A 24,441-nucleotide genomic window follows, 5' to 3' on the forward strand; every position below is an offset into this window, starting at 1 on the left:
TTGTTTTGCCTGTCGAGCGAAACGTCGTCGTGGTGTGCCTACCCCTGGCCGCCAATATCGAATTCGAACGAAGACATGGGATCGAGGTGATCAGTAAGATCTTCCTGATCTTCGGCTGTTTCTCCATGATCGCTCTTAATCTGTTGAAACATCGCCTTGAGCCCATCCAGATCCAAAATGCCATGCGCCAGTATTGCGCACTGGATGTAGCCTATCCAACGATTTAGCTTCGTCGGTGGCGTATCTTCCGCGTGTTTCTCAATCTCATTGCACATCCAAATCAGATGCTTGGGCTGCATCGCATCTGGCAGCTGTCTGTTTAAGGTGGCTCGACTTCGAAGCACGCCTTGGCATTCTTTCGCCATCGCTCGAATCAAGAGATATGAGTTGTCCATGGAACAAGTTCTTTCTGGGAATACCCGGCGTCCGTCTCAGCGGTCAGCAGTTGCTGGCACGATCGCAGATTGTTTCGCGGCATTCGCGTCTCCGACAGCCACTCGCTATGGCCATCATTACGCCAAGGCTGCCAGGTGCTTGAGGTGCGGAAATGGGGAACGCACTTTTTGAGGCTTGCGCCTCTTCTGATCGCTTTGCACGCCACCGGCGCGGAACGCTTCGGCCATTGATTTGGGGATGGCAGCTTCCGCCAGGACAACGCGAACCTGGCTTTGGGAGCACTTGGCTCGCATCTCTTGATGCCGCGCAATTGCCATGGCGCGGCGCTGTTCGGCGAAGGCCAGCGCGACACGATAGTCCGCGTCTGCCTGATCGATCTGAAGCCGTGCTCCGATGTTTTGTCCGACTTCAATTTCAGCAATGTCGATGGATACGATGGCAAACGCCGTGTTGGCGTCGAGTTTCTCTGACAGCACTTTTCGCGTGATCAACATCGGATCGCGAAGCGCTTCGTGATAGTGCTCGCAGTTACCAATGGCGGAAATGACGCTTTGCCCCACACGAGCAATGATGGTCGCCTCTGTGGCTCCGCCTACCAGCTGCGCGATGTTCGTCCGGACCGTTACCAGCACGCAAACCTTCAGTTGAATTCCATCTCGAGCGATTCCAAACAGAACGTCGCTGCGGGCGTCCTTCGGGTCGGGGCATACGATCACTTTAGGATCGACGCTGGTCTTAACCGCCTCGAGGATGTCTCGGCCAGCCAGGTCGATGGCGGCGGCCGTATCCCAATCCAGAGGAATGCCGGCGCGGTCGGCGGCGATCACGGCGAGAGTCACCCGGCGGATATTTCCTCCGGCCAGGTACTGCGCTTCCAGCAACCTGGTTTCGACTGGGGGCATTCCCGATTGACTCACCATAATCTTGCATTCAACGATCTCGCGAGGATTGACCTGCCTCAGAGACATGAATACCAGGTCCAGGAAGCGGATCCCCGTTCCTGTCGAATAGGCTTGGACCCATAGCTGGAAATACCAATAGCCAACAAGAACCAATCCAATGGCGGTGGCGATCGCCAGGCTCCAGACGACGTACATGTTGTTCTGCTTTCGCACCACCAGGGTTGCCGGTCGCCATCATGCATGGCGACGGATCACACTTGGTAATGTGCTTGGTGACAGAGCGAGGCTGGAATAAGGCGACGAATTCTGCCGGAGTGTTGGTTGAGAAAAGATGAAAACCGTTCGGTCAGACAACGACCGTTGTCGAGAAACGGTGATTAGTGTGAGATCGCGCTCGATGCGTCTTTCACCTCGCACGGATCGCTGACGACGATATCGGCGGTGTCCGTTTGGCGAACGGGGGTGATTGTCGTGCTTGCCGAACGAGAAATCGTCACCTCCGGGGGAGCCATGATTCCGATTTTTACACGGTTACCACGAACCTCTAACACCGTGACGATGATTTCGTCACCGATCAGAATCTCCTCGGTTGACTTTCGGCTGAGGACAAGCATTGGTCACTCCTTTGTGCCATGCGATTTTGCATCGTCGTTAGACTCGGTGCCTGGTCCGCGATTCTATTTTGGCGAGCTTCTGCTGGGCGGCCTTTTTGACGTTCGCACCTGCTTCGTTCATCGCGAGAACCGCATTCAGATCTGCCGCGCCTTGCTCGGCCATTCCCGAGGCCACATAGACGAGCCCGCGGTTGTACAAAACCATCGCGGTCAGCTCCGGGGTGATTTCTGGGACATCCAAGGCAGATGTATAGAACACGACAGCCGCTTGATGATCGTGCTTCTGAGCACAAACCATGCCCCGTTTGTAAAGCACGTGGGCGCGGTCGCGTTGCGTAAACCAATCGGTCAGCCAGGAAAGTGAACTCATGAAGCGGTCCTTACTGTCGTGCGTCTTTTACCGGGCTTGGAGCGCTGCGTTGACTGCGCGGCAGAGTAGGCCCGGCAGCGTTCTTGAACCGACTGGAATCCGCTTCCTTCGATTCTCTCGTAGCGTTCCGCGCGAACGAACCAGAATGCCAGCCCACCGCTGTTATGACGAGGGACTTGATCGACCGTGGTCGCACGCACGCCGAGCGAGCCTTTTTTGCCAGTCTTACGCCACCCTCGGCGTTCCATGATCATCCGCACCAGAACACCGATCGCTTGGCGCAGTCGCGTGGTGCGTTTGACATGAATCTCGGAGAGAAACTTGTCGATATCAGGCTTCGACTCCAGCTCTCGCACGACACCGGCGAGTGGTGCACGATCGTGGTGCAATTCGGACTCTTCCATGCGTCGTTGTCGGTTGGCGTCGTTAAAAAATTCCAGCACCGCCTCGAAGGGCTGATCGGGATCTTCGACGACATCGGCAAACTTGTTTCCTTGGCGATCAGCTAAGAACGCGTTGCGGGTAATCCGTGCGATTGACATTGGGCTAAATCCTCGAAGTACCGATCAACGGCGTGAAGATACGAAATCAGTAGATGCAAATATTGTATGTCTAAATAAGCGCCAACAGGCCGACAATCGCCGCAAGATTCGCAACTATTACACTTCCAATACGTAGTTCCCGCCCGAAAACGGTAGTGTGGGCTGTTTGCGAGGGAAGGGGCGCATGACTTCGATCGACTCGGGACCCGATGCTTGAGATTGTTTGCCAATCTCTACAAGTCAACGACGGTTGCTTGCTTTGCGAATCGATCAGGCATAGGATGCGGTCAGACGGGAAGACTTCGCGACAATACGTTCCGATGCGAACCATTTCCGGAAGACGAACCACAAGCCTGCCTGCGGAAGTTCGCAGGAATGCAGAAAGAACATGTGGATTTCTGGTGCCACATCGCGAGGCTGTTGTGCTCTTGGACACTCACGAACAAATCGTTTTCGCTCGTTGGAACCGCGGAAACGGTCCCGGCAGATTGCTTTAAGAAATGTTCGTCGTGGATTGAGTGTGATCATTTCTCTGGAATCGCCTCGCACGCTCGAGAGGCGAATCGATAGAACGTGCATCCGGCTTTAGGCAAGAAGCGGTTGACGCGTGGCCAGGCGTCGCTCGGAGCTAACCATTGCGCCATCCAGGGCTTCAGACCAAAAGCCGGAAGCAGACGATCAACGATCTCGGAACCGAAGACCGGGAGACGTAAACCGGTGTCGCTGGACACCTGGTGTACGGCAACGGGACAAAAACACTTTTCGAGTTTCATAAAGGATTCCGCGATGAAAATGCAGACCAGTCATGTCAAGACACCCGTCGCTCGAGAGATCATGACCCAGGGGCCGCAGACGTTGGCGCCTGGGACGCTCGTACCCGTGGCGATGCAGCAGATACTGTCGCGAAGGATCACGGAACTTCCCATTGTCGATTCGCAGGGAAAGTACCGCGGTGTCTTTTCAGAGAAATGTTGCATGCGTGTGCTGGCCTCTCTCAATGAATGGATCGCGACTCCGGCAATCGCTCCGATGAACGCGGGTGAAGTCATGGTCTCCCGGGAGAAGCTATTCACGCTCGGCCCGGAAGAAGATGTGTTCGATGCGATGTCGTCGCTTTTAGCGCGAGGTTTTTCTGGAGCCCCGGTTGTTGACTCGCATGGAAAATTTATTGGTGTGTTCTCAGAGAAAACATGCCTGAGCTTTATTGCTGAAGCCGCCTACAACAAGATTCCATCCGCACGGGTTCACAACTTTACCGATCCAGACAGCAATCGGTTAATCGACATGAACACCGACGTGCGGAGCATTGCCAAGATCTTCATCGAGTCGAAGTTCGATCGGCTGCCAGTGGTCTGTGCCGATACCGTAGTCGGACAGGTTTCGCGGCGCGACTTGTTGGACTCGTCGAACGTGTTAGCCACCGTCTTAGAGTGTCGACTTGGGCAACCGACAACGCAGGGTGAAGCAAGTCTTCCGATCGCCGAAACATTTCGTGTGGCATATGGTCGTCTGTCAGAGCATACCGTGTCGGCATTCGCCGACTTGAACACCCGAACGATCGAGCCAGATATCGACCTGTTTTCGGTCGCTCAATTGTTCTTTGAATCGCCATTTCGCTGCTTCTCGGTGTTGGAGGCAGACAAACTGATTGGCCAGGTCAGCCGAAGCGATGTCATCCGCCACGCCATCGCCATTTTGAAGTAAACGCGTCGCTGGCAAGTCACACTCGAAGGCATCTTAGCCGGACTGAATAAGATCACACTTGATGTCAAAGCAACCAAACCAGGTTCAGTCATCCCCCCTCGCCGATTTGATCTTCGAGGCTGTGGCCAGGTGCGCGAATTGTCGACACGATCAGCTTACCAAGCAAAGCCGGTTGGTCGAGGACCTGGGAGTCGATTCGATTGATGTGCTGGCGTTAACAGCCGACCTGGAAGAAGAATTGCATATCCAAATCGATGACCAAGCCTTTCGGCACTTGCAGACCATCGAGGATGTCATTGTTTCTGTTTCCATGACGCTGGAGACGCAACATCCCCACCGCGAATAGCAGCGGGCACACGTTTTTTAACAAACATTGGCAGTCCCATACCGTTGAACATGGACTGCCTGGAAGGTAACGCAACAATGCGGCAAATAGTTGAGGATGTGTTGAGTACGATTCCCGATTCGGAATCATTCGCGACGCCCAAATATGTCTTGATGGACGAACAGAAACGAGTTGGGCCCCGGCTCGAGGAAGGAATAAGTCACTCTTCCTATCGAGTGATCTACGGGTTTTCCGATTCCCACGCCTACGAACGCTTCCGTTCCCACAACACGAATGACTACCGACCTTACCCGCTCGTGAAGGGCTATCTGCGCGAACAGCTTCAATCGGATTCAGAACGAATCGGCTTGATCGTGCTGAATGCAGTCAGTGCTTGCGACGAGCAGTTGAACGCGGCAGCGATGGACAACGTATTGCAGGCCCTTGAGGCATCCGAAGCCAAGGTCAGCAGCAGGTATCGTTTGACATACGATGCCGCGACGCTCGCCTATCAGGTAGACGAGCACGATAAATAGGTTAGGCGGCTTTCAGCCACGAAACCGAGGAGGGAATCACGTCGAGCATCACGCATCGACGGAGAGACTCTCCGCCTTACGACTTGGAATGCGCGTCGCAGAATCGGCGAACAATTGGCAGGTAATATGCTTATACGTGTTGGGTTTGATATTGAGTTTGATTCGCCCGAGCCAGCTCCGATGGTGCTGATGCTGTTTCTGCATCCATCTCGGGAGCTAACGACGAGGCGGCCAGATCGCCTCGTGATTGCACCGAATGTGCCGGCAACCGAATACTACGATCTTTATGGCAACCGCTGCGCACGCATCGTCGCCCCTGCAGGGCGGATTTCCCTGCGGAACGAGGCGGTTGTCGAGGATTGCGGTCTTACGGATCTTCAGGCACCTGGCAGTCGCCAACTCCAAATCCAGGAACTTCCCAACGAAGTCATGCTGTACTTGCTTGCGAGCCGCTATTGCGAGGTCGACAGCGAATTGAAGGATATTGCCTGGAGCTTATTCGGCAACACCGCGCCCGGCTGGCCCCGTGTGCAAGCGATTTGCGACTTCGCTCATTCCCACATCCGCTTCAACTACATGGAGGCGCGTGCCACGCGAACGGCCCTGGAGGTCTACCGCGAGCAAGTCGGCGTTTGCCGTGACTACATGCATCTGGCAATCACGCTCTGCCGCTGCTGCAATATTCCGGCGCGCTATTGCACCGGCTATCTGGGAGACATCGGTGTTCCCCCGGGGCACGATCCGATGGACTTCAGTGCGTGGTTCGAGGCCTATCTCGATGGCCAGTGGTATACCTTCGACGCGCGGAACAATGTCCCTCGAATTGGGCGGGTCCTGATGGCCCGTGGCCGCGATGCCGCCGACGTCGCGCTGACGACCACGTTCGGAAAGAACACCCTGCACAAATTCACGGTATGGGCCGATCCGATCCAGGAGTGAAGCTGGCTGCATGTTCCCAGGCCAGCCGTAGAACGGCGGCAAGGCCATGCGGGGCTCGAACCATCTTTCAATAAGCCAGGCACACCGTTACATGGGCGTCAGGCGATCGAGCGTGACTTCTCCATCCAGCTTTGAAGGATCTCTTCCAGGTCAATGCTTTGCGTTTCTCCCTGGCGGAAATACATCCGCTCGATCGAATCGATCGTCCCTTGAAGTTCCGAGCGGTCTTGCTCGCTGAAATCCGTTTCCTGCTTCAAGTGCCGCAGGAAGTTGATGGCCGAGAACGGGGTGATCTCTGGCGGCATTTGGATTCGCTCCGCTTCCGCTCGAACCTCTGCCTTCGGAGCGAGGTACAGGTAAGCCAGTCCGCCTGCCAGGCAGACGACGAAAATCATGCCCCCCACGATCCAGGGACGATAACGGAAGTGATAGACCGGTTCCGCGAGAGGAATCGTCGCGCCGACGGTCAGAATATCGGCGTCATCAAACCGCTGGTAAACGAGCTCTTCAATGGCCGCTTTCTCTTGCGGGTTCGCAAACTGGAACGTCGTGATCGGGGCCTGCGTGTCGACCGCCTGAAGCGAAACGTTGCATGCCCTTTCGGTCACAATGACATCGGACGAAGCCGAATCGAAGTTCGTGACCGATACCGGGGTGAACTTGAGTTCGGTGATCTCGAATCCCGGGAAGTTCATCTCGATCAGCTGGTCGACTTCGGGAAGCACCCCGTTTCCGGTAGCCTTGATTTCCAACGCCAGCTTTTGCTGGTCCAGTTCCCGCTCGTCGAGGGTCTGAACGAGCTTCACCTGGTCGTAAGGACGAGGATCTCCTTTCGTGGGTGACGCATCGAGCGGAATGATCGCCGACTCGATCGGCAGGACGACGTAGCCTGACGTGTCGACGAAATCCATGTCCAACGAAAACGACGGAATGGTATCGACCTGGGGTCCTTTCGCCTGCAACAGCAGGAAGGCGTAAGGCGTCACGCGCCAGCCATATTGGTTGAGCGATTTCGACTGGGTCCCTTGACCTTGAAAGGTAACCGAAAGGACGTCGAACTGTTCTTCCAGCGCGGCCCGGACCGCGGCCTCGAACTTGTCGCGATAGTTTTCCTTCGGACGTCCATAGTTATACGCGAACGCCATGCTGTTCTGGTTCTGCAGGTATTTGCCGAACCCGCCTGACTCGCGTTCGATCTCCGCCGTATGGCGAATATTCACGTAGACACCGAAGGGCGTCTCGTGGCCGACGACATCGCTTCCATCGATGGCGACATCCAACTGGATTTCAGTCACCAGATCTTTGTAAAACGAAAAGACCTTCTGGGCTTCATTCGTCAGGGGGTGATCACCTGCGACTTCCAGCCCGGTCTTCAGATATCGATACTTCGCGTTGGGACTGACCCCCGACAGCGTCTGAAACAATCCGTTGGCGAACTGCTCTTGATGATATTCGCGTGCCGGCGGAGGCAACTGTTCGATCGCCGCGATGATCCTAGGCGGCTGCGAAGGGGCCAGGCGGTTGCTTTCGTCGATGTTGCCAACGTCGCAGGCACCCAGTGCCGCCAGAAACCACAACTGGTAGACTTCGGGCGAATAGTCATCCTTCGAGAGCTGTGGGACCTGCTGACAGTACCACTCGGCCGCCTCGCGAAAGGCGGTGAAGGCTTTCTGTCGCTGCTCTTCAAAATTATGGTGGGCATCGATCTCGTTCAGGTAGGCGTTCTCGTCATGCAGCAGCGCGGCATAGGCAAGCTTGAGGGCCCAGCTTTGCGGATGGGCCGCCAGACCACGTTCGATCAGCTGATAGGCGACCTGGTATCCACGCAAGATCTCGGCCTGCAGGTCTTCCATTTTCCGGTTGGTCTTAAACCGCTGTTGGACGTTCGGATCTTTCCAGACCGTTGCCAGGTTGGTTCGCATGGTCTGGGCGATCTTTCCCAGGGTTGTGTCATCCAGCGTTGCCACGTCCCCCAACACGCTTTCGATCGCTTCCAACCGATAGACTTCCGCCGTGGAATGGCATTTCATGAACGCTTCCAGCAAGATGCCTTCATCGATCGGGTCGATCGGAAGTGCTTTCAGACGATCGAGCCAATCCGACAATTCGCTGAGGTTCCGTTCCTGCTGCGAACGGGTCAGAGGAATGCTCGCCGAGCGGGGCTGATATCCATAGGCCATGAATACCTGACCAGCATTGGCCCGGTTCTGCGAATTCAGATCGTGATTGGTGATCCAGGTCTTCATGAACGCTTCGGCTTGCTGGTGGGCCCGGTCAGGCATCAGCGTTGCCAGCTGCTCGATGTAGGGGAATGCCTTGATCTCTTCCCCTGCTTTCAAATAAAGCTTCGTCATCATGGTGATGAATTCTGGCTTCAAGCTCGGAACGATCATCGCCTCCCACGATGGTTTCGGAGCGAGCTGAATCATCTCGCTGAGGGCAATTGGCTGCACCGGCCCATTCTGCTGCATCATCTGGTTGGCGTTGATGAAATACGTGTTGCCATACGGGTCTCGACGAAGCTGCGAGTTGATATTGCCTCCCTGGGCCAGGTCCAAGGTGATCTCGGCTTCTCGCATCCAGTTTTCGGCCAACAGCGAAACCATCGGCATCCAGCGCGAACGCTTTGCCTCCGGCTCTGCTTCGAGCGTCGTCACCAGTGCATCGACCGCTTGCGATTGCAGACGCAAGTACTTCAACCGCTGCGGAACATCGCGGGCATAGCGAGGAAGCCCCTGCGAGACCTGCGAACCGAGGCTCGAAAGGATCATGATGCCGCGCTGCGACTTCTCTTGGAAGCTTTCCCGCAGCCAGGCTTTTCCCTGGTCTTCCGGCATCGACGGCACGAGGTCCAAACAGCGCGTCACCGCCTCCATCTCGACCCCTTCCGGCAAGTCGTCGAGGCTTAGGATCGCCTGCAGCGACTTCCACGCTTGTTCGTTTTGATCTTTGCTCGCGCCAGCTTCTTTGGCGGCAAGGAAGTGTTCGGTGAGTAGCAGCAAGACGTCGTGATCATCCTCGGCGATCGCTTCGTCCAGCGTCGGCAGAAATGGGCCTGCGTTGGCCGGATACCCTGCCAGGACCAGCAGCCGTGCGACCTCGCGCTGATTCAGCGGGAAGCTGGAATCGCTTTCCAGTTGTTTCGAGAATCGCGTGGCGAAGGTCTCGACGGCGTGTCCTTGCTCCAACGAAAGCTCCAGGATCGGTGCGAACTTGGTCGTGGTTTCCTTATCGAAGGAACCAGGACAAGCAGCGATCAGTCCCAAGACATCATCCGCGGTGAAGACATTGGTCACGGCGTACTTCTTCATCGCCGGGTCACCCATGCCAGGCTGAGGAGTCCCCTTGTTCTGGCTGCCGGCCAGCGAAGTGAGCATCACCTGATAGACCCGCGAACCGGTCTCGTCCGGCAGGCTCTTCAGGTAGTCGGCTACTTCCGCCCACTGCGAGAGGGTCACGTTTCGCAACAAGGCTTTCAGCTCGCGCTGCACGTCTGAGCCTTCTTCGGTCGCCTCGTCCGCGTCGCGTGAACCTTCCAGCTTCCAGGCTTCCAGGATGCTGGCCGGAAGGCGATCGAACTTGAATTTCTCTGCCGCTTGCAGAAGCGACTCTTCGGCTGGCTTCTCGTCAGCAGCATCTTCGCCAGCTTTCGCATCCGCCGGATTAGCTTCCGTCGCGGACGGTTCTGCCTTAGCTGGTTGCACTTGTTCGGCAACTGGCTTGCTGGCCGCCGTAACGATTTGTCCGTACGTCGTGCCAACCAACCCGGCAGTGGCCAACAGCATCGCCATCAGCGGCTTGAACAACTTGAAATTCACCTCTGCCTGTCCTCGGTATTCGCACATTGTGTCGGTCGATGAGATATTCATAAGGTTGAAGAATTCATTCTTGGAAGTTGCACGGTTGGGTCTGCCGCTAGGAACCATCTCGTTGGTTGAGGTTGCCTACGCCAGCCCCTTCGCGGTCGTCGGTTGGTGGGCCTTGGCCCTCACCTTTTCCTTTGCCTTTGCCCGGGCCTTTGCCTTCGCCCATATCGCCTGAGCCCTCGCCTTGGTCGCCTGACATGGCATTGCTTACCGCTGGAGGAAGGGGCATCCCTTGCAGCTCTTCAATGGTCATCCGTTCGAGTCGAATGACCCGTTCCAGGTTCTGCCGATACGTCAGCGCGTCGTCCGAGTTCGGCGCGGTGGCCTCGCTGAGATATCGAAAACGTTGTCGCGACGATTCGGCGAAGGGAAGCCAGACTTCCTTCGGTTTTCCTTCCAGTCGCATGATCCACGTGCCGTAGAACTCTGCTGCCCCTAAAGCCGATGTTAGCTCGTTCTTCAGCGATGCAGGCAATTGTTTATCTGGCAGCACCAGCGGCGCCATCTCGACCAGATCGGCATATGCCTTGGGAGTGGCGCCCGCTTCGATCTGCAGCTTCGCCTTCTCGATCCGAACCTCGAACACCTTGGCCCGCTGTTCACTGGGAAGCTTCGACAACGCCTGATCGTAAAGAGGCAGTGCCGAGTCATACTCTCCGTCCAGCGCGTGACGGTGAGCCGCCGCCAGCTGGCGCGAAATCTGGTCGCGCGTCATTTGCCCCTGACCTGGCCCGAAGTGATAAGCCAGACCGGCAACGGCAACCAGGATCCAGATGGTGAACACAATCAACTTCACAGCAGTTCCCTCCGCCCGAGACCAACTTTCTGAGACGCGGCGGAACGGGCCGATACGGTGGCCATCTCTTTCCGGCGAAATGGACGCGGATGTCGCTGGCCAGGACTCCACTCGGTTCCGAACCAATCCAGCAACACCGGCAACGTCGCCAACAGCAGGCTACCCAGACCGATCGCGAGCATGGCGTACTCACGCATGGTGAGATTCTCGAACGGCTTCGCCTCTGGGACCGCCATGATCGAGCGTGCGAGCGAGGTTTCCAGGTGCTGGCTGTTTCCATTGTGATAGTGCCCACCCAGGCGAATCGCCGTGTGGTTCAAGGTCGAAACATCTTGTCGCGATTGATGGCCATCGATGAACGTGCCGGAGGCGGTGTCTCCGACTCCCAGCACCAGGATCTGACTGACCGACGGAGGCATCCGCGGCATGCCGGTTGCCGGCACCGTGTCGCCATCGCTGACGATGATGATCGACGTGCTGTTGGCCTCCCAGCGGCTGGCCAGCTCGGCCGCTTTTTCCAGCCCTGAAAACAGATTGGTCTTGCCGCTCTGGAAGACCGAGTACATCGGCAGATCGTCGAGAATATTGCTGATCACCTCGGGGTCGGTCGTTTCTTCCACCACGGCAAACGCATCGGTATAAACGGCAAACACGCTGGTCTTGAAGTTATGAACGACGGTTCGCTGAAAGATCGACTCCAGCAGTTCTTTGCCCCGGGCTTTGCGCGTCTGCTTGCCATCGACACCGGCATCTGGCAGATCCATGCTCGGCGAGACATCCAGCAGCACGATCAGATGCTGATTTCGTTCGGTTTCGATCACGCTGTTGCCGCCTGACAGGGGCTCGATCAGCAGCAGCGTTACCAGCCCCCAAGTCGAGAGAGAAAGCGCCAGCACGCGCAGCGCCGGCGCGGCTTGAGCCCAACGCTGCGGCCGACCGATCGGACCGAACGCCAGGATTCGAATCTTGTTGACCCGCCGCAGGTGAAGCCCTTCGGCCAATGCTACCAACAAGCCAACGCCCAGTGCGGCAAACAAGGCTACCATGGGGTGTACCTCCAGCCGAACAGGCTCATTTGAAACAGGCCCGAGAGACACAACGCCACCAGGCAGTAAGGCTGGAAGTTATCCAGCGGCTGCCCGACCGTCCGTTCGATTTCCGCCGGTTCCATTTTGTCGATCTGTTGAAACACTTCGGCCAACGTTTCCGGATCGCCAGGGTGATACACCTCGCCGCCGGTCAACATCGCAATCGTGGCGATCTCGGCCGGTGTATCCTCTTCGGCAACGTGAATGTCGTAGACGACGATATTGCTGTCGCGGAGCAACTTGCCAATGGCCTCGGCCTGGCCGTTGGCGAGATCGGCACTTTGGCCATCCGAAATCAGCACGATCAAGCGATCCCCCTCGGAACGCGCACTGAGCACTTCCTGGCAAGCGAGCAATGCCTTACCCACTTCCGTGCCCTGGAACCAGTCCGAGCGATTCGGATTCGAGGGATGCATGAAGGGCGGCGCGCACTTCAGTGCCGACGAATCGGTCGTCAGTGGAACCCAGTGCACCACCGCGTTGCCAAAGAAGGTTAAGCCAAAGGCGTCCCCCTCTCGGTAATCGAGGAAGCCATTGATCGCTTCCATCGCCTTGTCGTAACGGGTCGCGTCGCCAAACTTGGCGGTCATGCTGCCAGAAACATCGACGCAAAACTGAATGTTGGTCAGCGAACGCTTCGCTTGCGGTACGCCCATCCGCTGCGGGCCGGCCAAGATCAAGATCACCACCGCCAACAGCAGCACCGGCAGCGATTCGACCAGACGCAGAACATTCAACCAGAAACGCGACGGAGGTAGCTCGGAGTGATCGAGCGGAAACGCAATTCTGCCCGTCTGACGTGTCCACACCCAGACCATCAACAGGGCTGGCACGCACAACAGGAACAGCCATAAGGGTGCCGAGAAATAGATCATGATGTTCCCATCGCCTCCTTGGCCGCAGTGGGCAATGGGGAAGACACCTCGTCACGTGGCTGCTGACGACGCAGTTGCCGCAAGACATCTTCCAAGTCGATCGCTTCCCCCTCCGGCACATGTAACCACTGCTCTAGCTTCCGCAGCATGGGGCCGGCGTCGGGGTCTTGCTTCAGTGCCACGAACGCTTCCGAGGCACTCTGGTCCGACGCTTTTAGCCGATACCAGATCGTATAGATCAGCCGTTCGATTTCCGCCTTCTCCGAGCCGGTGAGTTCTCCGATCGGCTTGTGGCCGATCTTCTCTTGCAGCCGGGCCCATGGCGTTTGTACCTGGCGTGGAGCGACCGCTGGGGCTTCCTTCTTTTTGCCAAGCCTCAAAATCCAAACCAGCCCCGCAATCCAGCCGATCACAGCCATCCAGAAGAGGACCGTATACGTCCGAAACCACGACGTGGCACGAAACAGAATCCCCTGGAGCGAGAGTGATTGGTTCTCGGTCAGTTCCGAAGTCACCTGCACCCACAGTTCCGGAGCTTCGGCGAGCGGTTCCCCTTCGACCGGGGTCAGGTAATCGATCAGATTGTGCTGGCCAGGCTCGAGCGCGTAGTACTCGAAGTCGTAACGATAGGCCTGGTCGGCTCGCTTGGCGGCGAGAACACGGACGACTACCGGGGTCATGCTGTTCTCGATCGGCCGAGCTTCGAGCAACGGGCCAGGGATCTCGACGTCTCGCAGGACGGACGGAATTCCGACCGTCGACGAAGTTGATGTTTCCGGCAACCTCTGGCCATTCGCCGATCGTTCACTCGAGCAAAGGAAGCCGAAGACCAACAGCAGAAAGGCAAGCTGGGGCAAAGTTCGTTTCATCGCTGCGCCTTTCCCAGTATGCTGCGGGAAGCGAAGAAATGCCTCAGGTTGCGCTCGTACGGTTTGCCCGTATCGATCAGCATGTGGTCGATGCCGCCTCGCTTCATGCTTTGTTCTATCGCACTTTGCTTGACGAGCTCTTGCGTCCCTTTCGCCATATAGAGGTGGCCAGTTTCGACCTCGCGAGCGCGAATGAAGCCGGTTCCTTGCTGACCAACCTCGGCTGGATCGCGGAACTGCAAGACGCAGACATCGTGGTTTTGCGCCAGCAGGCGAATCGCGCCGACGCAACCAGGATCGTGCAGATCGCTTAGCACGATCACCATTGCCCGGCTGACCAGCATCGGAGCCAACTCGGTTATCCGCCGAGTCAGCGAAGTGCTTTCGTCGAAGCGATACTTTTTCAGTTCGTGCGACCACGTCAAGATTTGATCGCGCGACAACGACGGACGGATCCGAAGATCGCGGCTGCCGACGGCGATCATGCCGACCGGGCTCACGCGATCCAAACAGGCCAAGGCGAGCCCTGTGGCGATGATGACCGCATGCCCATACTTGCTGCGCGGCAGCGAACTGACCGTCATCGAGGCCGACGTGTCGATCAGCAAATAGCAAGGCAACGCCTTGGTCGCTTCAAACTGCTTGACGAACGGCTTGCCGGTTCGAGCCATGACACGCCAGTCAAGCGAGCGAATCGGGTCGCCACTTTGATAAAGCCGCGACTGCACGTATTCGGTGCCCGATCCTAGGAACTGGGAAGGATCGGTACCATACGCCAGGTCGTTGGCAAGTCGTTTCGCCGCGACCAGGAAACGTCTCGAGTCGAGGAACTCGTCGTCCGACAGTACTGCATGATGCGTCATAAGAATTTCAGCAAGGTCATTCTGGCCGGGTCTCCGGCAGGATTGGCAAACAAGGGAGAAGGCAAATCACGCGCGAAACCGTTTAGTCGGTCACCGCCGAGTTCGATTCCGCAGGCAGGTAACCCACTTCACTGAGAATCTGTTCCAGGACCATTTTGCCGGTCAAACCATCTGCCAACGCTTCGTACGTGAGCCGAATACGATGCAGCAGCACGTCGTCGGCCAACGCGTACAAATCTTCCGGGGTTACGTAGTCGCGACCATGGATCAAGGCACGTGCCCGGGAAGCTTTGATCAGCGAAATGCCGGCACGAGGGCTCGCTCCCAGTTCCAGGGCTGGGTGGCGTCGCGATTTCTCGACGATCGCCGCAATGTGTTCGATGAACGTGTCGCTGACATACACATCGTGAACGGCCTGCATCGCGGCGATGAGATCCTCGAGATCGCCGACCGGTTCGTTTTCGAGAACGTCGAACTCGGTCTTGGCGATCGCTCCGGCACCTTCGCGGCGGATCCCCAGGTTCGCATTCCGACGAAGAACAATGATTTCTTCTTCCGGGGTCGGGTAACGCAAACGATGGCAAAGCATGAAACGATCGAGCTGCGCTTCGGGAAGCTCGAAGGTTCCGGCTTGTTCCACCGGGTTCTGCGTCGCGATCACCAGAAACGGAGCGGGCAGCGAGAAGTTCTCGCCCCCCAGGGTCACCTTACGTTCCTGCATCGCTTCGAGCAGAGCCGATTGAACTTTCGGCGCGGCGCGATTGATTTCGTCCGCCAACATCAGGTTCGTAAAGATCGGACCCTTCTGAACTTTGAACTCTTGCGAACGTTGATCGAGGATCTCGGAACCAAGAATGTCGGAGGGGAGCAAGTCGATCGTGAACTGCACGCGCGAGAAGTCGAGCGAGATCGACTTCGAAAGCACCGACACCAACAGCGTCTTCGCCAGCCCAGGAACCCCTTGCAGCAGAAGATGCCCCGAAGAGAGCAGGGCGATCAGCAGACGTTCGACAACAATATCTTGACCAACAACAACCGTGCCGATGCGAGCGCGGACCTGGGCGATGTATTCCGCGGTGCGAGTCACCGAGGAAGGGGGCGAATCATGAGACATGAGAAACCTTGTCAGTGGACGGAGGCCGTTCCGATGCGTGGGAAAAATAAGCGTATTTATCAGCGTTTTATTGAATACACGCTTCCGGCGTTCGATCTCGATGGAGCGTGCCGTTGCCTGATTAAAACGGCAATCGTCATGCCTTACGACCACCACCTCTTGCCCTGGTAGAGTTTGGTTCTCCTTCGATGAACGCGGTACGTCGTTTCCAGGTAAGCACTTGAGGTGGGTACGAACCGCTCGAGGGTAAGCCGTTTCCTGCCGTAAGAATCTTCGCGGTACCGTCTTGGTTTCAGAAATGGACGCGCGGGGCCAGGTGGACTCGCCTACCAAACAGACGGCCATGCCGGAAAAAGTGGCAGCGTCCGCTGCGCTTCCCCAGCAAGATGCGCGGCTAGTCGATGAGCCGATCGTTCGCCAACGGTCCGACCAGGAGAGCAGGGGAGGGAAGTGGCTACGTCTTTCAGGGGGCGAACCGAGAGAAGACGAAACCGACAGATCGCGACCACCAAGACGCGTCGACGGAAAGAAAACAAGTCCTGGAAGGGAGACTAAATCGGATCAAAGCATCCAGCCCCATGGCACCAGCTCGCCTAGGACCGAAGCCGCTGCCCCCAAAGGTGTCACGACTCCGGACCCTGGCAATGAATCATGGCCACTTCCACAACGGACCAATGCCGCTGGCATTTGGCCAGTAAGAAATACCTAGCAGGGAATTGCCGGATCGTTACTTTTTGCGAACTGGTAGTTCCACTTCGTAGTAGCGCGATTGCGATGCGACCTGTGGGCTGTTGTAACCGAGCAGGCGTAGTTTGCCGGCTCGCTCGTATTCGGAACCCTCGCGGGCCAACCACTTTTCCAGTCGCTGCTCAACTTCCGCGAGGTTCGCGCGGTCGCTTTCTCCTTTGAGCCCCATGCAGACCGTCGTCATCGCGGGAACATCTTCGACTTTCACGCCACCCATCTTCTTACCAACTTCGCCAAGCTTTGGGTCGCCATACAGAAACGCCATGTCGACCTGCTCGAGCGATTTGTCGTCGCTCGATTGATAGGTCATCTCGACCGGGGCGGTCATTTCAATCCGATTGACCGTGATGTGGGCCAGCAGTTTGAAGAAGCCGGAATCTTTCTGCGATTCCGTTCTGGCGAGGCGATACGCCGGGTAGTGCTTCACCCGGATCTCGCCAACCGGTGTCGGTTCGGGAAACCCGGCAGGCAAATCGGCCTCTTGCTTCATTTGAAACGAAAGCATCTCGTACGATTCGCGAAGTGCTTTCTCGAGCGTCTCGGCATTGTCGGCTGCCTGAAGTTTTTCGGCAATCAGAACATTGTTGGGGCACTTCTCTTGGACAGCCTTGGCGACGCGTTGGTAGCTCGCCATTCGAGCTTCCGCCGGTTGGTCTTTCGCCTGCGTGAGCGTTTCGGAGATCAACTTCGCGGCCTCGACTTGCGATGGAGGATCTCCCTCGTCCAATTCCCGGGCGCTGACTGAGCCCACCAAACAGAACAAGGAAGTCAGCGCGAGTACGATCTGCAAACGCATCATGATTCGATCTCTCCATTAATAAGTTGCATCCCTTCGGCACGTGCTTGGTGGATTGTTTCCGATGGACCGCCTTGGGGAAACCGAAAGACGGAGGCTTCCTCAACAGGTGTGCCGGTAGATTGAGCCTCTTTTTCACTGATTCATTCGACAGAGGCGGACCGACAGATTCATTTTCTCGGAAACCGGGTGTTTTATCCACGATTTTTGGGAAACAACGCGACTCGGACAACTTATTCGAATCCGTCACCCAAGTCGTTACGAATATCACCGTGAACAGACTGAAATGGTCGACCTGAATTGCTTTCCGGCCGGAAGCATCCGAACGAAACTTTTACTGAACACAGGAAATTGACTATGAAGATGTTAACTGCTGGTTTGATCGCACTTGCCGCCGTATTGGGTACCTCGACCTGGGCTGTCGCCGAAGACGCCAAGCCGAAGGATATTGTCGACACGGCTGTCGCCGCAGGACAGTTCAAGACCCTGGTTGCCGCGGTCAAGGCGGCCGACCTTGTCGACACCCTTAAGAGCGAAGGGCCTTTCACCGTCTTTGCTCCGACCGACGAAGCCTTCGCGAAGTTGCCCAAGGGGACCGTCGAGTCGCTGCTGAAGCCTGAGAACAAAGACAAGTTGATTGCAATTCTGACCTACCATGTTGTGCCAGGCAAAGTGATGGCGGAAGATGTGGTGAAGCTTTCCAAGGCCAAGACGGTCCAAGGCTCGACCGCCAAAGTTACGGTCAAGGAAGGGAAGGTCATGATCGACGAAGCCAACGTCGTGAAGACCGACATCGTGACCTCGAACGGGGTGATTCACGTGATCGACTCGGTCATCATGCCAGAGTAGTTCCCACCCGCTGAAATCACAGTTCATTCGCGAGGTCGGCCCGTTTGCCGGCCTCGCGTTTTTGTGATGGCTCTCAGGAGATTGACGTTGGAGAACTCGCTTTTGCAGCGCATCGCGGCCGGAGACTCGACCGCAACGACCGCATGCATCGAGAAATATGGCGGCCTGGTATGGTCGCTGGCACGCCGCCTTTCGCCCACCACCACCGACGCGGAAGACGCCGTCCAAGAGATCTTCGTCGACATTTGGCGGAACGCCGAACGGTATCGGGCAGAGCTTTCGGAAGAAGCGACTTTCGTGGCGATGTTGGCGCGACGGCGATTGATCGATCGGCTCCGCAAGCACCGCCGCGAATTGGACTCGCAACCGATTGACGAACAAGCCCTGCAATACCCTTCGCCCCCCCAGACACCTCAGACTGAAATCGCCGAAGAAGCGTCGCGGGCCACCGCCTGCATGGAAGGTCTCCGTAGCGACGAACGCAATGTGCTCGAGTTGTCGATCTATCATGGCTTACCGCAGACGCGCATTTCCGAGCGAACCGGCATTCCCCTGGGCACGGTCAAAACGCATGCCCGGCGCGGCCTGGTGAAACTGAGGGACTGCATGCAGCTAAGAGCATTGCGGCCGCGGAAAGGAGCGGAGGCGCGATGAGCAACAACTCGAACGAAGAATCCGATCGCTGGGAAGAACTTCAGGTCACGCGGCTGCTCTTCGGCTTGTCGCCGGAGGAACAATCGGAGTTTGATGAATTGGCCCGACAACCTGCGCGAATGACCGATGCTTCCCTGGAAAAGGCAGTGGCTTCACTCGACATGGCCTGGACCGATCACCCATCGGAACATCTGCCCGAGCACTTGAAGCAAGCCATCCTGGCGCGGGCCGAGCAAGAGCTTGCCTCGAAGCGCGCCGGTTCTGTCGAACGTCCATCCCGTAGCGAAGATCCCCAATCCAATGCCTCACGACGCGAGGCCTCCCAATATTGGCCTTGGCTCGTCTCGGCTGCCTGCCTGGCGTTTGCCTTGTTTTCATGGTGGTCTTCCACCGTGCGCGACGTTCCCCAGCCCGACCTCGCCCAGCGCCGAGCGCAGCTTCTGGCCGCCGACAACGATCATTTGCACGTTGATTGGTCGAGCGGTCCCACGCCGGTCGAAGGTGCCAGCGGCGATGTCGTGTGGAGTAACCGCCAACAACAGGGATACATGCGTTTCCGTGGTCTGCCGATCAACAAGCCCACCGAAGAGCAGTACCAACTCTGGATCTTCGACAAAAACCAGAGCGAGGCTACACCGATCGACGGGGGCGTCTTCAACATCAGCTCGACCGGAGAAACAATCGTTCCGATCGACGCGAAGCTGAAAGTGGAACAGCCCTACCTGTTCGCCGTTACCATCGAGAAGCCCGGCGGCGTGGTCGTCTCTTCCCGGGAACGATTGCCGCTGCTGGCAGAAGTGAAATAGCAACGATCGCCAACCGACGCGGGTATCGCTGTTGACTGGACAAGACCATCACGCACCCGAAGCAGCCTGCGACGGGTGCGTGACTGTTTCTTGGTTCGACCTATGGTTTCTCTCAGCGACCGAACGGACACCTTTCACTCCGGCTTCTTGCAAGTGGCCTGGATGGAATATAACCTCAGTCGAAGTCGAAACTGCCGAATCCAACCCAAGCGTTTTTCCAATGTTGAGCGAATTCCTAAAACGCTACCAGACGCGCTGTCGTGAGGCCTCTGAGGCGAAGGAATATTCGAAAGTCACGCGTATCTCGGAAGAAATGACGCGGGAGCTTCGCGCGACACCTCCTTCCAGCGATGAAGTGCTTGCGCTGTTGCGAGTGATTCCTGAGCAACCGCGGTATGAATTGGCTTCCTCGGTCATGGTCTCGGCGTGGTTCCAGCTCAGTCAGGACTATGTACCGGTGCTGTGCGAGATCGTCTTGGATACGCGGTGCAACAGCTGGCACGAGCAAGCGATCGAACTGCTGGACGAGTTGCGAGACCCAGCCTCCGTTCCGGCCCTCGTCGCGGCGATCGAATACCGCTGGGGCTATGATCCGTGGTACAGCGTCCCGCGAAAAGCGTTACAGGCGCTTGCTGTGATCGAAACGCCTGAGGCGATCGCAGCCATCCAGTCGGCCACAACCTCGGACGTCGATCTCATCCGGCAAGAAGCGATCGATATGCTCACGAATTGAAACCGATCTGCCTGCGAATGCCGTAGAAACAACCAACTCCTAAAGACACGCCCATGAATGCCCCATCTCCATACCTGGCTGCGATTGACGAGCATGGCGAACTGCCGTTCCCGGTTCGATTGTCGATCTTAAGGTCGCTCGATCGCAAGGCGCGAGAAGTATTGGCCTACCGGTGCGCGAAGCATGTCGAACCGATATGGGTAACGTCCTTTCCCACGGAAACCGACCCGTTCGATTTGCTGGACAACTACTTCGAGAAATCGAGGACAACCGGTCTCGACTTTGGAGCAGAGATCACGCCGCTCGATGATTTGGAGAACTTCTTAGGTGAGAAAGGGGACTCGCCTGACGAGTGCTTTCCGGCCCTATGTGCCGGACACGCAGCGTGGGCGGCTTGTCATGTACTTTGCCATGATGAGTCCCTTGAAAACGAAACCCCAGAAGAAGAAGGCGACCTCGACGACTGCGGTCCCGCATTCTACGCCGCATGTGCATTCTCAGGCGGCATGTATTGGAGATCCGACTTCCCCGGCGACCGCTCCAAACGAAAAGAGTTCTGGACCTGGTACCTCGCACAGCTTGGCGAATCGTCGTAGAGAAAGGTGAGCGTTTTCTCAGGCTGGATTCCATCGCGCCTTACTTCTATCCTGCCGCGATCCAAACCAACCCGCCTCACCGCTGGAAGTCGTCACGCGTTTGTTGCTTCCGAAGATACCGCTCCAGGCGCTCTTGCGCGGTGCGGTTTTCGGGGGCGATTGAGACGGCCTGGCGATAGAGGGCTTCGGCTTGTTGCCAATCGCCTTGGGCCTGGCGGACATCCCCCAGGCACCAATAGGGACACGCTTCGTCCGGCATCAGATCGATCGCGGTTTGAAACGACTCGGCGGCCTGATCGTAGCGGCCAATGCGATACCATAAGTGGCCAATGTAGATATGTGTCCACGCGTCGCTCGGGTCGAGCCGCAGGGCCCGGTGCAAATAGGTGCTGGCCTGACGAAGGTCTTGCCGCTTGATGTATCGCAGGCCAATCTGCACCAGCAAATCGACATCGCCCCGCTGCTGCTGCTCGATGGCCAACAGGCTTTCAAGATCCAGCGACCGGTAGTATTCATACGAATCGAACGCGTCACATCCCATGCCGCAAAAGACACGAAGCTCGTACCGAGGTTCACCAATCGACGCTGTACGTGACTAGCCGGATTCCTTTAAAGTCATGCATTTTCCACCAGACCAGGGCTTCCGTGAAGATTTCTAGATCCCGTTCCTACTCCGGTCCGTCGCTCTTGCCACAAATGAACCCGGTCGTTTTCGGAAATAGATCTGAACGACGTTTTAAGTGGGCGAATTTCCTCCCAAGTTCAAACGATCGTTGCTGTTAACAATGTTTCGCCATCGACGTTCTTCAAATCAACGGCAGCGGGCAACTCCCAATCAAGATCTGGTATGAACATCTCTGCCCTGACTTTCCCTGATCCAATGGCTTCTTGCAGGTGCACAACACATGCCACCACCGTATTGCCCATGTCACATTGCAGCGGCAGAAACAGGTTTGGGCCGATTCTTATCGACGAGGCAACTTGCTTCAGTTTATTGGAGTAAAGGCTCTCTTCAAACTCACTTTGATCCTCGCACAACCAAGCAACAAGCGACTCGGTGCGCAATCTCAATTCGAATTCGCGGAGGGAAGCAATGTTCGCTTTGAAGGTCCAAGTATTATTCAGTGTGTCTTCGCAACCTCCTTCAATCAGGATGCTAATTGTTTGGACTGAGACACAACTTTGTTCGTCCAGAAAACTGAAGGCAGGAACTTCAGTCCCATCACTTAGATTGAGCACCTCAAACGTCAACCAATTCTCTGGGATGCCGATGACGACACTTTCTTCGTAGTGCTTCGATTTCGTGTCGAATTGTCCTTCATAGGTAGCAAATTCCGACTCACCTGCTACCCGAAAAACAAGCGATCGACCATCCGCGGTATTCAGCCTGATCGCGTGAGCAGAATCGATCAAGTTTGATGGATCAGGTACGCAAACAATTACTCGAACCGATTCTCCTTTTTTTCGCATCATCCAGGAGAAACAACTGCACGCGAGGAACCTTTTCAGTGGTTTGCTTGTTTGTCTAGCCGAACAAACTTACCGACTAACAACTTATCTGCGGATTCTACATCCCACGACTTACTTTGACCTGAAACGTGCCTAGATGATTGTCTAACTGATCGGAATCGTAGAGATACACGTCCAATATCGTGATTGGCTGTCCGAAATCGCGTTTCACGTAACTCTTCTCACCTCCCAGTCTCGATAAATCGTTGACTCCCCAGTATCCATTCGGTGGAACCTCGAAGGGAAGCTCACAAACGACCTTCTTTTCGTCGTCCAAGGTGACTTGCACTTTTGCTAACTTATCCTTCGGCATCACGAATTTAATCTTGTGCGTTCCTGGATTCAAAGCAAACACATTTCCTTTTCCAACAATGGCAAGCTCCAGGTCGGGACCGGTACTCAACCAGTCGATGGAACAGGAATCGCCTTCAGGAATGTGAAGTTCAACAACAATCACTTCGTCATCTTGCCTTAGCTCTCTGCTAAGCACAAAGCAACGCGGGTATATCTCAACGACATCGGCGAATTTCCCATCAACCAACCTTTCGTGCGCGTCCTTGCGTAGCCAGGCAGTTACTCCAAGGCCTGCGCAAAACACCAGGATGGCGACCATCATTCCCGATAGTGAGATTCGCATTGATTTGATGCGGTCCCGGGCCATGCCGTTTAAATCCTCAAGATTGCCAGCCTGTTACCCCGCTGTAAGCGTGCTTGCATGACCACAGCACGGTCCAGCCCCTAACCCACCAGCGTCGCTCCTTTGATCTTGCCTTCATAAATCGTGACGTCGATGCTGTGGCCGCCGAACATGTCGGAGTCTTCGAAGAAGACCGAGGCGGCGTTCAGGTCGTCGAAGATGACGATCTTGGGCGAGACCAGGTTCGCCTCGAACTGGCTGGCGTCGAGTTCAGGGAAGCCTTCTTCTTCGTCGGCCCATGAATCGTTGTAGGTTTCCAGCAGCGAGTCCGTCGCCGCCTTCTTCATCGCAGGCAACATGCCGATCAATTTGCGTCCAAACTCGGTGGCGGCCGGAGTCGCTTTGCCCGCTTCGACGTAAGGACCTTCCATCACGCGAATCTCGTGACCCTCGACCGTCATCATCGTATCCATGCCTGCTTCCTTGTTCGTTGCTTGCCGCCGCTGAGCTGCTCCGTCAAAACAGAAGAAGCGAATGCGCCTCCGCACGGCGAATGTTGATGCGTATCTTACGTCGCCCGAACGCGTCAGGAAAGTCGCCATTCAGGGGCTGCGCAGGTTTGACGACGAACGTGGCGAAAGGTAACTTCAAAGCAACTTTTGCCAACCTGACCGCATTGATAAGTGGAACCGATGCCCAACCTTCCTGACTGCGACGATCTCTTCCAACGCTTCTTCGCGCCGTGGTACTCGGAGGCGGACCTGGCATCGCGCGGCTTCGAGGCAACGCGTCCTGATTTGTTGTGTTACGGCGATCATATCGGAAAGCCTGCGGCGGAGCTCAGCCGACTTCACCCCGACGCCCAGGCAGGCGTCATCCAGCATCTTTCCGTCGCCATGACCGACGCGGCGATTGCTGACTTCGGCCAACTTGTCGGACTCGAGCCGCCGCTGAGTGGCCGCTGGATTCAGGCGATCGATCAGTATTACGATGAACAGAACATCGCGGAACTGATCGCCGAGTCCGACCCGACCGACGATGCCAACACTTACTTCATTACCTGTATCGAACTGGGGACGCTGATCGCCAAGATGCTTCAGGCGATGGTGCCCGAGTTAGAGTGGTGGGCCGAGTCGCCTTACTGGGAATCGTCGCTCTGGCATCCCGCGACCGGGCACATGATTCCGCCGACCCACTGGGCGATCAAGAAATTCAGTGGCTATGGCTGGGACGATGGCCTGGCCCCGAAGATCTTCGCCGCCGTCCAGGCCCTGCGTGAAGACAGCAACGACAACGAAGCCGAGGCAGACTAAGC

28 protein-coding genes are annotated in these 24,441 nt (G+C 56.6%); 11 read left to right on the forward strand and 17 right to left on the reverse strand.

The window, feature by feature from the left end; translation table 11 throughout:
• Nucleotides 1-38: 38 nt before the first annotated feature.
• The 5 genes from ABD890_RS23870 to ABD890_RS23890 form a co-directional block, all read right to left on the reverse strand.
• On the reverse strand, nucleotides 39-395 hold the full coding sequence (locus tag ABD890_RS23870; RefSeq protein WP_345095330.1) for a non-structural maintenance of chromosomes element 1 family protein: 357 nt from the start codon (nucleotides 393-395) through the stop codon (nucleotides 39-41).
• A 117-nt stretch (nucleotides 396-512) separates the two neighbouring features.
• Entirely contained in the window at nucleotides 513-1,493 is a 981-nt protein-coding gene (locus ABD890_RS23875) for a flotillin-like FloA family protein (RefSeq protein ID WP_345095332.1), read from the reverse strand.
• A gap of 182 nt (nucleotides 1,494-1,675) precedes the next feature.
• Nucleotides 1,676-1,912, reverse strand: a complete 237-nt coding sequence (locus ABD890_RS23880; RefSeq protein ID WP_345095334.1) for a carbon storage regulator — start codon at nucleotides 1,910-1,912, stop codon at nucleotides 1,676-1,678.
• Between the two features lie 37 nt (nucleotides 1,913-1,949).
• Entirely contained in the window at nucleotides 1,950-2,282 is a 333-nt protein-coding gene (locus tag ABD890_RS23885; RefSeq protein ID WP_345095336.1) for a tetratricopeptide repeat protein, read from the reverse strand.
• Nucleotides 2,279-2,824, reverse strand: coding sequence for a hypothetical protein (locus ABD890_RS23890; protein WP_345095337.1), 546 nt, complete (start codon nucleotides 2,822-2,824; stop codon nucleotides 2,279-2,281). The genes ABD890_RS23885 and ABD890_RS23890 overlap by 4 nt, the downstream gene beginning before the upstream one ends.
• A gap of 786 nt (nucleotides 2,825-3,610) precedes the next feature.
• Here ABD890_RS23890 and ABD890_RS23895 point away from each other — a divergent pair.
• From ABD890_RS23895 to ABD890_RS23910, 4 genes are all read left to right on the forward strand, one after another.
• Nucleotides 3,611-4,528, forward strand: coding sequence for a CBS domain-containing protein (locus tag ABD890_RS23895; RefSeq protein ID WP_345095339.1), 918 nt, complete (start codon nucleotides 3,611-3,613; stop codon nucleotides 4,526-4,528).
• Between the two features lie 61 nt (nucleotides 4,529-4,589).
• Nucleotides 4,590-4,874: an acyl carrier protein gene (locus ABD890_RS23900; RefSeq protein WP_345095341.1), complete on the forward strand. Its 285-nt coding sequence runs from the start codon at nucleotides 4,590-4,592 to the stop codon at nucleotides 4,872-4,874.
• A 77-nt stretch (nucleotides 4,875-4,951) separates the two neighbouring features.
• Entirely contained in the window at nucleotides 4,952-5,389 is a 438-nt protein-coding gene (locus ABD890_RS23905) for a hypothetical protein (protein WP_345095343.1), read from the forward strand.
• A gap of 243 nt (nucleotides 5,390-5,632) precedes the next feature.
• Nucleotides 5,633-6,328 (forward strand): transglutaminase-like domain-containing protein, encoded by a 696-nt coding sequence (locus ABD890_RS23910; RefSeq protein WP_345095345.1) that lies wholly within the window; start codon nucleotides 5,633-5,635, stop codon nucleotides 6,326-6,328.
• Between the two features lie 98 nt (nucleotides 6,329-6,426).
• Here the strand turns inward: ABD890_RS23910 and ABD890_RS23915 are convergent, their stop codons facing one another.
• The 7 genes from ABD890_RS23915 to ABD890_RS23945 form a co-directional block, all read right to left on the reverse strand.
• Complete coding sequence (locus ABD890_RS23915; RefSeq protein ID WP_345095347.1) at nucleotides 6,427-10,146, reverse strand: hypothetical protein; 3,720 nt, start codon at nucleotides 10,144-10,146, stop codon at nucleotides 6,427-6,429.
• Nucleotides 10,147-10,243: 97 nt separating this feature from the next.
• Nucleotides 10,244-10,990 carry a hypothetical protein gene (locus tag ABD890_RS23920; RefSeq protein WP_345095349.1) on the reverse strand — a complete coding sequence of 249 codons (747 nt, stop codon included), beginning with the start codon at nucleotides 10,988-10,990 and terminating at the stop codon, nucleotides 10,244-10,246.
• On the reverse strand, nucleotides 10,987-12,036 hold the full coding sequence (locus ABD890_RS23925; RefSeq protein ID WP_345095351.1) for a VWA domain-containing protein: 1,050 nt from the start codon (nucleotides 12,034-12,036) through the stop codon (nucleotides 10,987-10,989). Before ABD890_RS23925 ends, ABD890_RS23920 begins: the two co-directional genes overlap by 4 nt.
• Nucleotides 12,030-12,953, reverse strand: coding sequence for a vWA domain-containing protein (locus ABD890_RS23930; RefSeq protein ID WP_345095353.1), 924 nt, complete (start codon nucleotides 12,951-12,953; stop codon nucleotides 12,030-12,032). The genes ABD890_RS23925 and ABD890_RS23930 overlap by 7 nt, the downstream gene beginning before the upstream one ends.
• A complete protein-coding gene (locus ABD890_RS23935; RefSeq protein ID WP_345095355.1) occupies nucleotides 12,950-13,822 on the reverse strand; it encodes a hypothetical protein in 873 nt (290 codons plus the stop codon). Before ABD890_RS23935 ends, ABD890_RS23930 begins: the two co-directional genes overlap by 4 nt.
• On the reverse strand, nucleotides 13,819-14,685 hold the full coding sequence (locus tag ABD890_RS23940; protein WP_345095356.1) for a DUF58 domain-containing protein: 867 nt from the start codon (nucleotides 14,683-14,685) through the stop codon (nucleotides 13,819-13,821). The genes ABD890_RS23935 and ABD890_RS23940 overlap by 4 nt, the downstream gene beginning before the upstream one ends.
• An 82-nt stretch (nucleotides 14,686-14,767) precedes the next feature.
• A complete protein-coding gene (locus ABD890_RS23945) occupies nucleotides 14,768-15,799 on the reverse strand; it encodes an AAA family ATPase (RefSeq protein ID WP_345095357.1) in 1,032 nt (343 codons plus the stop codon).
• A 33-nt stretch (nucleotides 15,800-15,832) separates the two neighbouring features.
• Here ABD890_RS23945 and ABD890_RS23950 point away from each other — a divergent pair, with 33 nt between their 5' ends.
• A complete protein-coding gene (locus tag ABD890_RS23950; protein WP_345095358.1) occupies nucleotides 15,833-15,970 on the forward strand; it encodes a hypothetical protein in 138 nt (45 codons plus the stop codon).
• A gap of 556 nt (nucleotides 15,971-16,526) precedes the next feature.
• Here the strand turns inward: ABD890_RS23950 and ABD890_RS23955 are convergent.
• Nucleotides 16,527-17,345: a heme-binding protein gene (locus ABD890_RS23955; RefSeq protein ID WP_345095360.1), complete on the reverse strand. Its 819-nt coding sequence runs from the start codon at nucleotides 17,343-17,345 to the stop codon at nucleotides 16,527-16,529.
• 354 nt (nucleotides 17,346-17,699) lie between these two features.
• Here ABD890_RS23955 and ABD890_RS23960 point away from each other — a divergent pair, with 354 nt between their 5' ends.
• From ABD890_RS23960 to ABD890_RS23980, 5 genes are all read left to right on the forward strand, one after another.
• Nucleotides 17,700-18,191 carry a fasciclin domain-containing protein gene (locus ABD890_RS23960; RefSeq protein WP_345095362.1) on the forward strand — a complete coding sequence of 164 codons (492 nt, stop codon included), beginning with the start codon at nucleotides 17,700-17,702 and terminating at the stop codon, nucleotides 18,189-18,191.
• Between the two features lie 87 nt (nucleotides 18,192-18,278).
• A complete protein-coding gene (locus ABD890_RS23965) occupies nucleotides 18,279-18,845 on the forward strand; it encodes a sigma-70 family RNA polymerase sigma factor (protein WP_345095364.1) in 567 nt (188 codons plus the stop codon).
• Nucleotides 18,842-19,651, forward strand: a complete 810-nt coding sequence (locus tag ABD890_RS23970) for an anti-sigma factor domain-containing protein (RefSeq protein WP_345095366.1) — start codon at nucleotides 18,842-18,844, stop codon at nucleotides 19,649-19,651. Before ABD890_RS23965 ends, ABD890_RS23970 begins: the two co-directional genes overlap by 4 nt.
• Nucleotides 19,652-19,871: 220 nt before the next feature.
• On the forward strand, nucleotides 19,872-20,384 hold the full coding sequence (locus tag ABD890_RS23975) for a HEAT repeat domain-containing protein (RefSeq protein ID WP_345095367.1): 513 nt from the start codon (nucleotides 19,872-19,874) through the stop codon (nucleotides 20,382-20,384).
• Nucleotides 20,385-20,437: 53 nt separating this feature from the next.
• Nucleotides 20,438-20,980 carry an Imm5 family immunity protein gene (locus tag ABD890_RS23980; protein ID WP_345095369.1) on the forward strand — a complete coding sequence of 181 codons (543 nt, stop codon included), beginning with the start codon at nucleotides 20,438-20,440 and terminating at the stop codon, nucleotides 20,978-20,980.
• Between the two features lie 76 nt (nucleotides 20,981-21,056).
• On the opposite strand, the gene ABD890_RS23985 is transcribed toward ABD890_RS23980, so the two are convergent.
• The 4 genes from ABD890_RS23985 to ABD890_RS24000 form a co-directional block, all read right to left on the reverse strand.
• On the reverse strand, nucleotides 21,057-21,521 hold the full coding sequence (locus ABD890_RS23985; protein WP_345095371.1) for a tetratricopeptide repeat protein: 465 nt from the start codon (nucleotides 21,519-21,521) through the stop codon (nucleotides 21,057-21,059).
• A gap of 221 nt (nucleotides 21,522-21,742) precedes the next feature.
• Nucleotides 21,743-22,393, reverse strand: a complete 651-nt coding sequence (locus ABD890_RS23990) for a hypothetical protein (protein WP_345095373.1) — start codon at nucleotides 22,391-22,393, stop codon at nucleotides 21,743-21,745.
• Nucleotides 22,394-22,547: 154 nt separating this feature from the next.
• Nucleotides 22,548-23,150, reverse strand: coding sequence for a hypothetical protein (locus ABD890_RS23995; protein ID WP_345095374.1), 603 nt, complete (start codon nucleotides 23,148-23,150; stop codon nucleotides 22,548-22,550).
• Between the two features lie 77 nt (nucleotides 23,151-23,227).
• A complete protein-coding gene (locus ABD890_RS24000; RefSeq protein WP_345095376.1) occupies nucleotides 23,228-23,599 on the reverse strand; it encodes a DUF2262 domain-containing protein in 372 nt (123 codons plus the stop codon).
• Between the two features lie 219 nt (nucleotides 23,600-23,818).
• Here ABD890_RS24000 and ABD890_RS24005 point away from each other — a divergent pair, with 219 nt between their 5' ends.
• Nucleotides 23,819-24,439 carry a hypothetical protein gene (locus ABD890_RS24005; RefSeq protein ID WP_345095378.1) on the forward strand — a complete coding sequence of 207 codons (621 nt, stop codon included), beginning with the start codon at nucleotides 23,819-23,821 and terminating at the stop codon, nucleotides 24,437-24,439.
• Nucleotides 24,440-24,441: the final 2 nt, after the last annotated feature.

The organism is Bremerella cremea (assembly GCF_039541315.1).
Lineage (GTDB): Bacteria > Planctomycetota > Planctomycetia > Pirellulales > Pirellulaceae > Bremerella > Bremerella cremea.